Source organism: Micropruina sp. (assembly GCF_027492755.1).
Lineage (GTDB): Bacteria > Actinomycetota > Actinomycetes > Propionibacteriales > Propionibacteriaceae > Micropruina.
Genome location: NZ_JAPUED010000130.1, coordinates 45,788 through 59,643 on the forward strand (window position 1 = coordinate 45,788; position 13,856 = coordinate 59,643).

At 69.5% G+C, this 13,856-nt stretch carries 15 protein-coding genes and 2 tRNA genes; 9 read left to right on the forward strand and 8 right to left on the reverse strand.

What is annotated here, in order from left to right; all coding sequences use genetic code 11:
• Positions 1 to 29 precede the first annotated feature (29 nt).
• Positions 30 to 1,115, forward strand: a complete 1,086-nt coding sequence (locus tag Q0066_RS09560) for a branched-chain amino acid aminotransferase (protein WP_298132353.1) — start codon at positions 30 to 32, stop codon at positions 1,113 to 1,115.
• Positions 1,116 to 1,214: 99 nt separating this feature from the next.
• Here the strand turns inward: Q0066_RS09560 and Q0066_RS09565 are convergent, their stop codons facing one another.
• Together Q0066_RS09565 and tpx are read right to left on the reverse strand one after the other, a co-directional pair.
• On the reverse strand, positions 1,215 to 2,153 hold the full coding sequence (locus Q0066_RS09565) for an EamA family transporter (protein WP_298132354.1): 939 nt from the start codon (positions 2,151 to 2,153) through the stop codon (positions 1,215 to 1,217).
• 155 nt (positions 2,154 to 2,308) lie between these two features.
• Positions 2,309 to 2,806 (reverse strand): thiol peroxidase, encoded by a 498-nt coding sequence (gene tpx / locus Q0066_RS09570; protein ID WP_298132356.1) that lies wholly within the window; start codon positions 2,804 to 2,806, stop codon positions 2,309 to 2,311.
• 155 nt (positions 2,807 to 2,961) lie between these two features.
• Here tpx and cimA point away from each other — a divergent pair, with 155 nt between their 5' ends.
• Entirely contained in the window at positions 2,962 to 4,545 is a 1,584-nt protein-coding gene (gene cimA / locus Q0066_RS09575) for a citramalate synthase (RefSeq protein WP_298132358.1), read from the forward strand.
• A gap of 51 nt (positions 4,546 to 4,596) precedes the next feature.
• Positions 4,597 to 5,265, forward strand: coding sequence for a DUF1707 domain-containing protein (locus tag Q0066_RS09580; RefSeq protein ID WP_298132360.1), 669 nt, complete (start codon positions 4,597 to 4,599; stop codon positions 5,263 to 5,265).
• Here the strand turns inward: Q0066_RS09580 and Q0066_RS09585 are convergent.
• From Q0066_RS09585 to Q0066_RS09595, 3 genes are all read right to left on the reverse strand, one after another.
• A complete protein-coding gene (locus Q0066_RS09585; RefSeq protein WP_298132361.1) occupies positions 5,210 to 5,989 on the reverse strand; it encodes a potassium channel family protein in 780 nt (259 codons plus the stop codon). The two genes, Q0066_RS09580 and Q0066_RS09585, sit on opposite strands and share 56 nt — an antisense overlap.
• 87 nt (positions 5,990 to 6,076) lie before the next feature.
• A complete protein-coding gene (locus Q0066_RS09590) occupies positions 6,077 to 6,367 on the reverse strand; it encodes an isoamylase early set domain-containing protein (RefSeq protein WP_298132363.1) in 291 nt (96 codons plus the stop codon).
• Between the two features lie 264 nt (positions 6,368 to 6,631).
• On the reverse strand, positions 6,632 to 7,912 hold the full coding sequence (locus Q0066_RS09595) for a thymidine phosphorylase (protein WP_298132365.1): 1,281 nt from the start codon (positions 7,910 to 7,912) through the stop codon (positions 6,632 to 6,634).
• Positions 7,913 to 7,969: 57 nt separating this feature from the next.
• Here Q0066_RS09595 and Q0066_RS09600 point away from each other — a divergent pair, with 57 nt between their 5' ends.
• From Q0066_RS09600 to Q0066_RS09615, 4 genes are all read left to right on the forward strand, one after another.
• A complete protein-coding gene (locus Q0066_RS09600) occupies positions 7,970 to 8,773 on the forward strand; it encodes a fumarylacetoacetate hydrolase family protein (protein ID WP_298132366.1) in 804 nt (267 codons plus the stop codon).
• Position 8,774: 1 nt separating this feature from the next.
• Positions 8,775 to 9,719 (forward strand): CPBP family intramembrane glutamic endopeptidase, encoded by a 945-nt coding sequence (locus Q0066_RS09605; RefSeq protein WP_298132368.1) that lies wholly within the window; start codon positions 8,775 to 8,777, stop codon positions 9,717 to 9,719.
• 62 nt (positions 9,720 to 9,781) lie between these two features.
• Positions 9,782 to 9,853: transfer RNA gene (locus Q0066_RS09610), tRNA-Gln, on the forward strand.
• Positions 9,854 to 9,920: 67 nt separating this feature from the next.
• Positions 9,921 to 9,993: transfer RNA gene (locus Q0066_RS09615), tRNA-Glu, on the forward strand.
• 67 nt (positions 9,994 to 10,060) lie between these two features.
• Here the strand turns inward: Q0066_RS09615 and Q0066_RS09620 are convergent.
• The 3 genes from Q0066_RS09620 to Q0066_RS09630 are packed head-to-tail and all read right to left on the reverse strand — an operon-like array spanning position 10,061 to position 11,767.
• On the reverse strand, positions 10,061 to 10,369 hold the full coding sequence (locus Q0066_RS09620; protein WP_298132384.1) for an HU family DNA-binding protein: 309 nt from the start codon (positions 10,367 to 10,369) through the stop codon (positions 10,061 to 10,063).
• A gap of 43 nt (positions 10,370 to 10,412) precedes the next feature.
• Positions 10,413 to 11,516 (reverse strand): GTP-binding protein, encoded by a 1,104-nt coding sequence (locus tag Q0066_RS09625; RefSeq protein ID WP_298132370.1) that lies wholly within the window; start codon positions 11,514 to 11,516, stop codon positions 10,413 to 10,415.
• The gene (locus Q0066_RS09630; RefSeq protein ID WP_298132372.1) at positions 11,513 to 11,767 is read right to left on the reverse strand and encodes a type B 50S ribosomal protein L31; all 255 of its coding nucleotides are present in this window, start codon (positions 11,765 to 11,767) and stop codon (positions 11,513 to 11,515) included. Before Q0066_RS09630 ends, Q0066_RS09625 begins: the two co-directional genes overlap by 4 nt.
• A 108-nt stretch (positions 11,768 to 11,875) precedes the next feature.
• Between Q0066_RS09630 and Q0066_RS09635 the strand changes: the two genes are divergently transcribed.
• Together Q0066_RS09635 and Q0066_RS09640 are read left to right on the forward strand one after the other, a co-directional pair.
• Positions 11,876 to 12,760 carry a GNAT family N-acetyltransferase gene (locus Q0066_RS09635; RefSeq protein ID WP_298132374.1) on the forward strand — a complete coding sequence of 295 codons (885 nt, stop codon included), beginning with the start codon at positions 11,876 to 11,878 and terminating at the stop codon, positions 12,758 to 12,760.
• A gap of 176 nt (positions 12,761 to 12,936) precedes the next feature.
• Positions 12,937 to 13,770, forward strand: a complete 834-nt coding sequence (locus Q0066_RS09640) for a L,D-transpeptidase family protein (RefSeq protein ID WP_298132376.1) — start codon at positions 12,937 to 12,939, stop codon at positions 13,768 to 13,770.
• The last annotated feature ends 86 nt before the right edge of the window (positions 13,771 to 13,856 follow it).

Sequence of the window (13,856 nt, forward strand, 5' to 3'; positions counted from 1 at the left end):
GGCGGCGCTGCGCGAGTATTGTCCTGCCCATGCCGTTGACCTTTCCGCTGACCCGCAACGCCGCACCCGCCAGCACGGAGCGGATCGCCGAGATCCACGCCGACCCCGGCTTCGGGGTGTACTTCACCGACCACATGGCGGTCGCGACCTGGCGGCAGGACGGCGGCTGGGGCGAGGACGGCGTGGTGCCCTACGCACCGTTCCAACTCGACCCGTCCTGCGCGGTGCTGCACTACGCGCAGGAGGTGTTCGAAGGACTCAAGGCGTACCGGCACGCCGACGGCTCGATCTGGCTGTTCCGTCCCGAACGCAACGCCCAGCGGCTCCAGGCCTCGGCTCGGCGGCTGATGCTGCCCGAGTTGCCGGTGGAGGACTTCCTCACCTCGATCGAGCAGCTGGTGCGCGTCGACGCCGCCTGGACGCCGGACGCCGCGGGCGGCGAGGCCAGCCTGTACATCCGGCCGTTCATGTTCGCCAACGAACCGTTCCTGGGCGTGCGGGCCGCGCAGCGGGTCACCTATTCGGTGATCGCCAGCCCGGTCGGACCGTACTTCCCCGGCGGGGTGAAGCCGGTGAACATCTGGGTCACCGACGAGTACAGCCGGGCCGGCAAGGGCGGCACCGGGGCGGCCAAGTGCGGCGGCAACTACGCCTCGTCGCTGATCGCCCAGTATGAGGGCGCCGAGCACGGCTGTTCGCAGGTGCTCTTCGCCGACGCCGGCACCGGGGTGAACACCGAAGAGCTCGGCGGCATGAACATCATGGTGATCACCGCCGACGGCGAGCTGATCACGCCGGCGCTCACCGGGACCATCCTGGAGGGCGTCACCCGGGACTCGATCCTGACCGTGGCGTCCGATCTCGGGCTTCGTCCGGTGGCCCGGACGATCACCCTCGCCGAGATCTTCGATCGGGTGGACTCCGGCGACATCGTCGAGGCCTTCGCCTGCGGCACGGCCGCGGTGCTGACCCCGGTGGCAGAGTTCCGCTCCCGGGAGGGCAACCACGTGGTGGGGTCGGAGCCGGGGGAGCGGACACTGCAGATCCGGGCGGCCATCCTCGACCTTCAGTACGGCCGCGCCGAGGACACCCACGGCTGGCTGCGCCGGGTCTGAAGCGGCGTCCGCGCTGGTTAAGCCTGCCGTCCCGCCTCAACGCTGGTTGAACTCATCGACCCGACCACCGCTGGTTGAGCTTGTCGAAACCCTCTTTTGTCAGTACTTGGTTTGAGGTCTCGACAAGCTCGACCGACGGATTCGCCCTCGGGTTCCGGCGATCAGGACGCCGGCCAGTACCGCAGCCAGGCCCGTCCACTGCATCGTGGTGAGGGCCTCACTCAGCACGACGACGCCCAGGGTGGCCGCGGTGATCGGCTCGGCCAGGCCGAGGGTGACCGCGGTCGAGGCAGTCAGGGTGCGCAGCGCCGTCCCCATCAACAGGTAGGCCGCCACCACGGTCACTGGTCCCAGCCAGAACGCCATCGCCAGCCCGGACGGCTCGGCCAGCCAACTCGTGTCCACGAACGGCAGGATGGCGGCGGCGATCACCCCGCTCGTGCCGAGAATGGCGGTGGTCGCGATCAGCGCATGAGTGCCTTGTCGCAGCAGGGTTGCTGCCGCCACGGCGTAGCCGGCGTAGGACGCTCCGGCCACGATCGAGAGCAACAGGCCCAGCGGATCGGGGGCCGATGTCGACCCGAGCGCACCCGACAGCAACACCAGGCCGGCGACCGCGACCAGGGTGGCGACCAGCCAGCGCCGGCTGGGTGGACGTCCGGCCAGCCACTCGAACAGGCCGGCGAACAGCGGGCTGGAACCGAGCGCGACGACCGTTCCGACAGCGACCCCGTTGGCCTGCGTGCCGGCGAAGAAGGTGGCCTGGAAAGCCATGATCGAGGCGCCGCCGAGCAGCACCCAGCCGATTTTGACGCTCGGACGGGGTCGGCGGGCACCCTCGCGGCGCATCCAGGCGATGACGCCGACCAGGGCCAGGATCAGCCCGCCGCTGACCTGCCGGACGGCACCGACGCTGAGTGGATCCATCCCGTCCGGACCCAGTGCCTGCGCGGTCCCCGTGGTGCCGAACAGAACGCCGGCACCCAGCATCAACACCGAGGCCAGCGGCGTGCTCGGCGAATGCTGCGGAGTGGGCACGGCCGACAGGGTAGCGCCGGCCCGCCGAACCCTCAGTCAGGCACGGCCTTCGGATTCCGAGGCGTCCGCACGTCCCCGGTGACCAGGAGACCCGTCCCCGGTGACCAAAAGAACCGTCCCCGCGTACCGGGATCCGGCACGCGGGGAGGAAAGGGTCAGGACAGGGCGGCAACCGCGGCGTCGTAGTCCGGCTCGTCGCTGGTGCTCTCGGTGATCTGCACGTGCCGGACGACGCCGTCGGCGCCGGCGACGATCACCGTCCGGGCGAGCAGGCCGCGCATCACGCTGTCGGTCAGGGTGAGGCCGTAGTCCTGGCCGAAGCTGGACCGGAACGCCGACGCCACCACGACGTTCTCGATGCCCTCGGCGCCGCAGAAGCGTCCGAGCGCGAACGGGAGGTCGTGCGAGACGCACAACACGGTGGTGTCCGGCAGTCCGGCGGCGAGTTCGTTGAACCGTCGCACGGTCAGCGCGCACACCCGGGTGTCGATGCTGGGAAAGATGTTGAAGACCAGGTTCCGCCCGGCGTAGTCGTCAAGCGTCACGTCCGACAGATCGGGCAGGGTCAAGGTGAGCGGCGGCAGCGGCGAGCCGACGGCGGGAGGATCGCCGGCGGTTGCGACAGGGTTGCCCCGGACAATTGTGATGGCCATGGGCATGTCTTACTCCGTGCCGCCGCCGCGTCCCAAGAGCGGGCACCAGGGTCTCAGTGCCTGAGATCAACTCTCCGCGACGACTCCCCGAGCGGCACACTCACTTGGTTATCGCGTATCGCCGCGCGACCTCCCACTCACCGTTAGAGGGCACAATGTCGAGCTTTCCTGCCGCGCCGGACACCTTCCATGTCTTCGACACCACGCTGCGCGACGGTGCGCAGCAGGAGGGGCTGAGCCTGTCGGTCGCCGACAAGCTCAAGATCGCGGGCTTTCTCGACGAACTCGGCGTCGACTTCATCGAGGGCGGCTGGCCGGGTGCCAACCCGAACGACACGGCCTTCTTCGCCGCCGCGGCCGATGGCGAGCTGACGCTGCAGCACGCTGAACTGGTCGCCTTCGGATTCACCCGCCGGGTGGGGACGACCGCGGCCGCCGACCCGCTCGTCCAGGCGCTGATCGACGCCCGCACGCCGGTGGTCTGCATCGTGGCGAAGAGCCATTCCGAGCATGTCTTCCGGGCACTGCACACCACTTTGGAAGAGAACCTGGAGATGATCCGCGACACCGTCAGCCACCTGGTTGCTGCCGGACGCCGGGTGTTCGTCGACTGCGAGCACTTCTTCGACGGCTACCAGCTGAACCCGAGCTACGCGCTGGAGTGCGTCCGGGCGGCGGCTGAGGCCGGTGCCGAGGTGGTGGTGCTGTGCGATACCAACGGGGGCATGCTGCCCTCGCAGATGGGTGACGTGGTGACTGCAGCCAGTGCGATCGGGGTCGACCTCGGCGTCCACTGCCACAACGACACCGGCTGCGCGGTCGCCAACACCCTGGCGGCGGTGGATGCCGGCGTCATGCATATCCAGGGCACGGTCAACGGCCACGGTGAGCGCACCGGGAACGCCAACATCATCACCCTGATCGCCAACCTGCAGCTCAAGTACGGCTGGTCGCTGGTGCCGGAGTCGGCGCTGCGCGACGCGACCCGGCTCAGCCACGCCATCGCCGGCGTCACCAACGTGCCCCCGAACACCAAGCAGCCCTACGTCGGTATCTCGGCGTTCGCCCACAAGGCCGGGCTGCACGCGTCCGCGATCAAGGTGGACGCCAACCTCTACCAGCACATCGACCCGACCCTGGTCGGCAACGACATGCGCATGCTGGTCTCGGACATGGCCGGCCGGGCGAACATCCAGCTCAAGGGCGAAGAACTGGGCTACGACCTCTCGGATCGTGAGCTTGCCGGCCGGATCACCGACACCGTGAAGCAGCGCGAGATGGACGGCTACAGCTACGAGTCCGCGGACGCCAGCTTCGAGCTGCTGTTGCGTGGCGAGCTGGGCATGGCCGACGAGTTCTTCGAGGTGCTGACCTGGCGGGTGTTCACCCAGCACGAGGTGAAGCCGGAGGGCGATTCGGAGGCGACCGTGAAGCTGCGGGCGCGCGGCGAGAACCTCGCCTACGTCGGGGAGGGACATGGTCCGCTCAACGCCCTCGACCACGCCCTGCGGACGGCACTGAAGCAGGCCTACCCGCACGTCGACGACTTCGAGCTGACCGACTACCGGGTGCGCATCCTCGACCAGGGGCACGGCACCGACGCCATCGTCCGGACGCTGATCGACACCACCGACGGCCAGCGCACCTGGACCACGGTTGGCGTCGGCACGAACGTGATCGAAGCCAGCTGGGAGGCGCTCTACGATGCCTACCGCTGGGGGCTCACCAAGCACAACTGAGCCACGGACGGCTTGCCGGACGCCGCAGCCGTGGCCCCGTAGGATCGCTGCATGAGCGAGAGCAATGCGCACCTGCGGGCCGGCAACGCCGAGCGGGACGCCGCCGTCGCCGAACTGCAGCGCGCCGCCCAGGACGGCAAGCTGACGCCGGACGAACTCGCCGATCGCGCCGCCGCGGCCGCGGCGGCGCGCACCTACGGCGACCTGGACGCCCTGCTGGCCGATCTGCGGCCGCCCGCGGACGCCGCGCCCGTCCGGCTGCAACAGGTGGAGGCCTACCCGCCGGCGCCGATGTATCAGCGCACGCCCACCCCGCCGGGCACGGCGCGGCCGGGCTTCTCGCTCGCCGATCCGCTGATCCTCAATGCGGGCTTCAGCGGCGCCAAGCGCACCGGGCCCTGGGAGGTGCCGCCGTTCCTGCGGGTCCAGGCGTTGGCCGACACCGTCCGGCTGGACTGCCTGCAGGCAACGGCCGGCAGCGAGGTGATCGACCTCGAGGTACTGCCCGGCGCCGCCACGGTGCTGGTGATCGTCCCCGAAGGTTGGGGTGTGCAGTGCGATCGGCTCGGCAAGACCTGGGGCACGATCACCAGCAAGGTGCCCAGCCAGGCGGCCTGGGGCAATCCGCTGATCGTGGCCCGAGGATCGGTCGGCCTCGGCACCTTCAAGGCGCGCGGTGCGAATTGGTTCGATCGACGGCGTCTTGGGCAGGATCGCTGACCCCGGACTCCATGAACTGCTGAAGGGTGGCGGTCAACGCAGCCACTTCGGTCTTCAGTTCCTCGATGGACCGTTCGCTCTCGTCCTTGCTGGGACTCGATACCCGTTGCACCAGCCATGCGGCGACGGTGGCGGTGACGACACCGATCAGCGCGATGCCGGCGATCATCAGCACCGCCGCCACCAGGCGTCCCTCAATGGTCACCGGGTAGTGGTCGCCGTAGCCGACGGTGGTGATCGTGGTCAGCGCCCACCACAGGGCCGTGCCGAAGTCGGTGATGTTCGCGCCCGGTGCGTCCCGTTCGGCGGCGAATTCGGCCAGGGCGCCGGTGTAGAGCAGCAGCGCCGTGGACACCAGCACGTAGCTGGCGACACGGCCCTGCAGTGAGGTCGCCGCCCGTCGCTCGATGAAGCGCAACAGCACCAGGAGTCGCAGCAGTCGCAGGGGTTGCAGCAGGGGCAGCACCACGATCAGAAGATCGGGGATGTGCCGTCCGAGGTAACGCCAGCGCTGCTTGGCCAGGTACACCCGCGCCACATAGTCGAGCGCGAACACCGCCCACGTGACGTAGTCGACCAACTGCAGGGTGACCTGCCAGGGTCGTGACAGGCCGGTGTCCAGAATCTCCCACGAGTACGCGATCAGGAACACGACGGCGGCGATGGCGAGTGGCCAGGCCGCCGTCCGGTTCCAGCGTGCGATCGTCCAGCCGTGCTGCGCCATGAGCGCCAGTGTGCACCCGGACGATCGGACGCCGAAGCGGGGTCGCTGGGTGAGTCGGACCGGAGGCGAGCCGCCGGCCCGCTCAGTTCACTTCGCGGGGGCGAGGATGACGCTGGCGCCGGCGTCGACGAAGTCGGCGTCCTGGTCGTCGAACCACTGGCCGTTCTCGCCGAGGTAACGGAACGCGACGATGTAATCGGACGGCAGGGTGACGGTGGCGCTCATGGTGCCGTTGGAGCGCTTCTTCAGCAGGTCGGTGCCGGGGGTCCAGTCGTTGAAATTGCCCACCACGGACACCTTGCCGGCCGGGTGATCGGACGGCAGCGCGAAGGTGATCTTGCGGGTGGCGGACTTCCGGGAGCCGGTCAGCTTCAGCATCGGGGTTTCAAGCCTTTCGATTCGTGCAAAGGAGTTCTCAGTGGGCACCGAGAGGGGGGAAGGCTGCCCACGGCCAAGTCTGACAGCTATTAGTTGATGTGACTATTTCGGGCGTGTCCGCTCATGGAGCCGGCGGTGCTCCCGGTACCGTGGCTCGATTGGGGAAGCGCTGAGCTTCGTTGGTCGAGCTTGTCGAGACCTGGACATGCGCGCCCGCAAGAGGTTTCGGCAAGCTCAACCAGCGATGGACGGCGTTGCCAAACCTCAGTCGATCCGCTCCAGCACCAGCGGCTGTGGCGGCCCGGCATCCTCGCCGATCTCCCAGCCGCCCGCCAACGCCTGCTCGGCCCGCGCGAACCGCTCCGGGGTGTCGGTCAGCAGGGTGAACAAGGGCTGTCCGGCGGCGACCTCCTCGCCGGCGCCGGCGTGCCAGCGGACGCCGGCCGCCGCCTGCACCGGGTCGCCCTGGCGGGCCCGTCCGGCGCCGAGCCGCCAGGCCGCCACACCGACCGCGTAGGCGTCCAACCTGGTCAGCACGCCGGAACGCGGTGCGGCGATCACCTGCTGATGCCGGGCCCTCGGCAGCGGCGCGTCCGGATCGCCACCCTGGCCGCGGATCATTGCCCGCCACACCTCGAGCGCCCGACCGGAGCGCAGCGCCTCCGCCGGGTCGGCCTCGATGCCGGCCAGATGCAGCATCTCCCGGGCCAGGGTGAGGGTCAGTTCGACGACATCGGCCGGGCCGCGTCCGTTCAGCACCTCGACGGCCTGTTCCACCTCGATCGCGTTGCCGGCCGCCCGTCCGAGCGGAGCCTCCATCGCGCTCACGTAGGCAACGGTCGCCACCCCGGCGGACCGGCCCAGCCCGACCATGGTGCGGGCCAGTTCGACCGCGCGCTCCCGTTCCCGCATGAAGGCACCCGAGCCGGTCTTGACGTCGAGCACCAGCGCGGGGGTGCCCTCGGCGATCTTCTTGCTCATGATCGAGGACGCGATCAGCGGGATCGACTCCACGGTGCCGGTGACGTCGCGCAGCGCGTAGAGCTTCCGGTCCGCCGGGGCCAGGCCCGGGCCGGGGGAGCAGATCACCGCGCCCACCTCGTCCAGCAGGTGCAGCATCTCCGCGGGCGCCAGGTCGGCGCGCCAGCCGGGGATCGCCTCCAGCTTGTCCAGGGTGCCGCCGGTGTGGCCCAGGCCGCGTCCGGACAGTTGCGGGACGGCCGCCCCGCAGGCGGCGACGATCGGCGCCAGCGGCAGGGTGATCATGTCGCCGACACCACCGGTGGAGTGCTTGTCGACGACCGGACGCCGTAACGCCGAGAAGTCCATCCGCTCGCCGGTGTCGATCATCGCCGCGGTCCAGGTGCTCAACTCGCCGGCGTCCAGGCCGCGGAAGACGATCGCCATCGCCAGTGCGGCCATCTGGTCGTCGCCGACCGCGCCGTCGGTATAGGCGCGGATCAGCCAGTCGATCTCGGCATCGCCGAGCCGGCGTCCGTCACGCTTGGCCCGGATCAGGTCGACCATGTCGAAGGTGCTGCCCATGGGCCGAGTATGACGGCCGGGGTGGAGCGGTAACAGTGGGCCACTAGGCTGCCACCCATGCGCATCGCCCGTTACGTCGCCGATGGCGGCGACCCCAGCTACGGCATCGTCGAACTGGCCGAGGACGCCGGACAGCACCCCGACACCGTCGCGGCGATCAGCGGCGATCCGCTGGCCGGCCCGGTCAAGTACACCGGTGAGCGGCACCTGCTGGACGACGTCCGGCTGGTCAGCCCGGTCATCCCGCGCAGCAAGATCGTCGCCATCGGCAAGAACTATGCGGCGCACGCCGCCGAGTTCAACTCCTCGGTGCCGGACGAGCCGCTGGTCTTCCTCAAGCCGAACACCTCGGTGATCGGGCCGGGGGAGCCGATCGTCTACCCGCCCGAGACCGAGAACCTGCATTTCGAGGGCGAGTTGGCGGTCGTCATCAGCCGGATCTGCCGCCGGGTGCCGGCCGAGCGGGCCGCCGACGTGATCTTCGGTTACACGATCGCGAACGACGTCACCTGCCGCGACCTGCAGGCCAAGGACAAGCAGTGGAGCCGGGCCAAGGGCTACGACTCGTTCTGCCCGCTGGGCCCGTGGATCTCCACCCACCTCAGCATCGAGGAGGCCGGACGCCTCGACATCGCCACCACGCTCAACGGCGAGGCCCGGCAGGAGTCGAACACCGCGCAGATGGTCTACTCGATCCCGCGGCTGATCGAGTTCGTCACCAGCTTCACCACGCTGCTGCCCGGTGACGTGCTGCTGACCGGGACGCCGAAGGGTGTCGGCCCGATGCTGCCGGGCGATTCGGTGTCGGTGCGGGTGGCGGGACTCGGGACGCTGACCAATCCGGTCGTCGCGGAGGACTGAGGTGGCGGCGTCCGGGCGCTCCTGGGTGGACGCCTTCGCCAACGAGGCCACGCCCGGCGGCGTCCGGTACGACCAGATCCTGACCGGTGCCGCCGACCAGCAGAAGCTGCGCTCGGTGGTCGGCATCCTCACCGGCGTGCTGCTGTTCTTCTTCGGTGCCAGCCTGGTCTCCCAGCTGCTCGGCGGGCTGGGCTGGCTGCTGCTCAGCCCGGGCGGCGACTTCGCCGACTGGCTGCGTGCGCTGAGCCGGTTCGACAATCCGTGGGGCATGCTGTCGGGACACCTCGCGCTGGCGACGCTGATCCCGATCAGCTTCGGTGTGGTGCTGTTCGTGCACCACCGCCGTCCGCGCTGGCTGGGGTCGGTGCGGCCCTGGTTCCGCTGGCGCTATCTGCTGCTGAGCATGCTGCTGGCGCTCGTGCTGTTCAACCTGGTGCTGTTCGTGCAACACCTCGGCGCCTCGTTCCCGACCCTGCAACCGCAGGCCGACTACTGGGTCTTCCTGGTGGTGATCCTGCTCACCTCGCCGCTGCAGGCCGCCGCCGAGGAGTTCTTCTTCCGCGGCTACCTGCTGCAGGCGTTCCAGACGCTGGTGCCGCGGACCCCCTGGTTCGGGGTGGTCTGCTCGGCGCTGCTGTTCGCGCTGTTCCACGGCACCCAGAACCTGCCGCTGTTCCTGGACCGGTTCGCCTTCGGCCTGCTGGCCGGTGCCCTGGTGGTGCGCACCGGCGGTCTCGAGGCAGCGATCGGTGCACATGTGGTCAACAACCTGATGGCGTTCAGCTACGCCGGTCTGTACTCGACGATCGCCGAGGTGAAGGCCACCCAGACCATCGGCTGGATCGACCTGGTCTGGGATCTCGCCGGCTTCGGCCTGTTCACGGTGCTCGCGATCCTGCTCGGACGCCGGCTGCGGCTCGACGTCACCACGCCCGCGCGGCCCTGATTTGGAAGCGACGGTGGGCATTCGGTAACGTTGCACCTCGCTGGCCCGACAAGGGTCAGCGATGGGGTATGGGGTAATTGGCAGCCCGCCGGATTCTGGTTCCGTCAGTCTAGGTTCGAGTCCTAGTACCCCAGCGCAGAGGATTCGCTTGAGCTGTGCTGGCTTTGGTAATCTTCGACAGTCGCTTCGTGCGACCGCTAGGGCCCCGTTGTGTAGCGGCCTAGCACGCCGCCCTCTCAAGGCGGTAGCGCGGGTTCGAATCCCGTCGGGGCTGCAAAGTACCGAACGGCCCAGCCGGATGTGAATCCAGCTGGGCCGTTCGGCGTTTGTCGGTGGTGTGGTCAGGGACGCCCGTCCACTCGCTCCCGGAAGGCGCTGGACGGACGGAAGACCGGCACCCGCCGCGCGGCGACGGTGATCGGTTCGCCGGTGCGCGGATCGCGTCCGGCTCGGGCGGCCCGGTGTCGGGCCTCGAAGACGCCGAAGCGCGGCAGCGTGACCTTGTCGCCGTCGGTCACCTCGGTCGCGATCAGGTCGAGAAGTGTGCTGACGGTGTCCTCGGCGACCGTGCGGGTCAGGCCGGTGCGGGCCGCCAGGGCGGCGGCGAGATCCTGGGTGTTCATGGGTGTTCTCCGTTTCGTTCGGGTCAGCGGGCGGTACGGGGAGTTGTCGGACTGTGCTGCGCGGGCGGGGCTATGACCACTCCTGGATGCCGATCCCGCCGCGGACCGGTCCCAGCCACGGCTCCAGGCCGTCGGAGGCGACCTCCCAGTAGCGGCCGCGTTCGGCGAGTTCGGCGTCGGTGAGCAGGCAGGAGTGGAACGCCTCGGCGAGCTTCTCGCGGTCGTCATCGACACCCACGATCACGATCCGGGTGAGCGGGCCGGCCTCGTCCCAGACATGCTCGGGGCCGATGCTCACCATGCCGCCGGCGCCGTCCCAGCGGCACACCTGGGTGGGCCGGCTGGGTAGCCAGAAGCAGCCGCGCGAGCGTCGGTGGCCACGTCCGAGGGCTTCGATCCGCTGCTGCAGCCGTTCGGGGTGGAACGGTCGCTCGGAACTGAAGTCCAGCACCCAGGCCTTGCCGTCGGTGCGGGTGGGCAGCGGACCGCGCCGGACGGCCTGCACCCAGTCCTCGCTGTGGTCGTGCCGGTGCACGCCGGGCAGCAACACCCGGGCGTCGACCTCGGACGCCGAGCCGGCGACCCGGGCGTCCGGACGGGCGATCGCGGCGAGCAGGTCGCGTCCGTCGTCATCGAGATCGTGGGCGATCACCAGGTCGGCGTACTCGACCATCGCCGACGCGGTCTCGGCGACCCCGCGAAGGTCGTCGTCGCGGACCGGCAGACCCCGCTCGACCAGCAGGTCGTCGCCGAGCAGATCGGTGCGCAACGTGGATCCCTCCAGCGCGACCAGGGCGGCCGCGATGCGCAGGTGCGGTGCGGCGTCCGGTTGATAGCCGAGCACTCGGCACACCTGGGTGGCCTCGGCGCTCACCGGAAGGTGCGCGATGATCGCCTCCCAGCTGCCGGCGGCGGCCAGCCGCTCCAGGGTCGGGACGACGTCCTCGCGGATCGCGCAGCTGACGCAGGCGTGGGCGACGTCGATCTCGACCCGGTCGATCAGGCCGTCGGCGTCCGAGACGGTGCGGATCAGCACCTCGCGGGCAGGGTCGATCTCATGCCGGACGGCCACCGCCGTCGGCAGGTCCCACTGCAGGGCGGCGGTGACGGTGAACATCGGGGCGTCGGCGATACCGCTGACCAAGACGACGGGGACGCGGTCGTGCGGGTTCACTGGGCGGCTCCTCGGCGTCCGTAGCGGCGGTTGAATCGCTCCACCCGGCCCTCGGTGTCCACGAGCCGGTCACGGCCGGTCCAGAACGGGTGGCTGGCGCTGGAGATCTCGACGTCCACCAAGGGATAGCGGGCGCCTTCGTAGTCGATGGTCCGGGTGGCCTGCGCCGTCGGACGGGTCAGGAGAACGAGTCCGGCCGACTTGTCGCGAAAGACGACCGGACGATAGTCGGGATGCTGGTGCTTGGTCATGGTGCCGTCAGCTTAGATGAAAACGATTCTCAATACGAGTCAGGTGTGCTCCATGTCGCGCGTCTGCCAGGTCACCGGTGCCCGTCCAGGCTTCGGGATCCGGAGCGGATGGCGCCGCGCAGATACGACCCGATCATCCGGCGGCATGTGGAGTTCAAGGAGACTCGGCGAGTGCCCATCCGCCCGGCCGGCGACGTCCTGGACAAGTCGAAGCCCGACTTGGGACAAAGTGGGGCGATGGACATCGTCACCCTGCAACGGCTCTGCGCCCGCAGCTGGCCCGGTCTCGAGCAGGACTGGCTAGGGGAGTGGGAGCTGCGCGCCGCCGACGGCTTCACCGGACGGGCCAACTCCGCGCTGCCGCTCGGCGACGCGGGCCTGCCGGTACCGGAGGCCCTGGATCGCGTCGTGGAGTGGTACACGGCACGCGGGCTCACGCCCAGGCTGCAGGTGCCGGCGGCGCGGCCCGGTGTCTCCGACGGTGATCCGGCGTCCGGAGTGGCCGCGCTGTGTGACGCCCGGGGTTGGGCGGCGGAGCCGTGGACCCTGGTGATGCTGCGGAGTGCGGCGCCGTCGGCCACGGCCGGCGTCCAGACGGCTGCACTGCGCTGGTCGGACGAGCCGGACGACGCCTGGCTGAGCCTCTACCACCGGGCCGGTGCGCAGCTGCCGTCGGTGGCTCGGCGAGTGATCACGGCGGCACCGGCGCAGTACCTGTCGGTGCGGCTGGACGGCGATGCCGTCGGGATCGGCCGGGTCGCCCTCGTCGAGGAGTTGGCGGTGCTGACCGCGATCGAGGTGACTGCTCGAGAGCGTCGGCACGGCCTCGGCACACTGATCACGGAGGCGCTGACCGCGCGGGCAGCGGACGACGGCGCGCGGCTGACCGCGTTGCAGGTGTTCGCCGACAATGCCGCCGCGGTGCGGCTGTATCGGCGGTTGGGGTTCCGCACGCATCATCAGTACCGGTATCGGTCCTTGTCCGACGGCTGAGCCGGGCATGTCTCAGGACGCGCGCGGAGGGTGGTCGGAGCATGCCGCCGAAACCGGTAGAATGTTCCCAGTTTCAACTTTCTGGAAGGACCGTGGTGAGACCAGCCCACCCCAACCTCGCCGCTCGCACTACCGCTCCACCCCATCAGGGCGCTCGACGTGGCGCCGCCGTCGTCGTGTCGCTGCTCCTGCTGGGCGGCTGCGCCGCAGCACCCACTGCCGGCCCCGCACCCGCAGGGGGCGAATCGGCACCCGCGCCGCAGCCGAGCGTTTCGACGTCCACTCCGCCCGCGACTCCCCCGCCGCCGCCCGATCCGCTGGCGCATCTGAGCGCCAAGAAGCGCAAGCAGTTCAAGGCCTGCCTGCCCAAGACGGTGCGCGCCGGGTCGTCCGGCGACTGTGTGACGCTGCTGCAGAGCGAGCTGAAAGAGGCCGGCTTCTACCCGTGGTCGAAGACCCGCTATGTCGGCGTGGCTGGTGCGAACGCGATCCTGAACTACCAGCGCTCCCGCGGTTTGGACGCCGACGGCTGGGTGGGCAAGTCGACCTGGCTGGCGCTGGCCACCAACGCTCCCACGGTCTCCAAGGAACTGCCGAAGACCTGCTACACCAAGGGCGTCGTGCTCTGCGTCGACCAGGCGCACCGCACCCTCACCTGGCTGAAGGACGGCAAGGTGGTGAAGAAGTTCAAGGTCCGGCTCGGTGGCTACGCCCAGCATGCGAAGACCCACATCTGGCGCAACTTCCCGACCGCGAACGGCACCTGGAAGGTCTACGACAAGCAGGTCAACCCGTACTCGGAGAACTACGGCTCCGGTGCCATGCCGTACAGCACGATGTTCTACCCGGACATGTACGTGCACTATTCGCCCGGCTTCAGCAGCCAGGGCTACTCCCAGTCCAGCCACGGCTGCGTGAACATCCGCAAGCTCAGCGACGCGATCTGGATCTTCAAGAACACCCCGATCGGCGCCAAGGTGCACATCTTCTCCCCGAAGGCCACCGCCTGAGGGTGGGGACGGTTCTCCCTCGTGCGATTTCCGCACGTCGGGGGACGGTTCTTCCAGATTCCAAATTCGCACGTCCGGGGACGGTT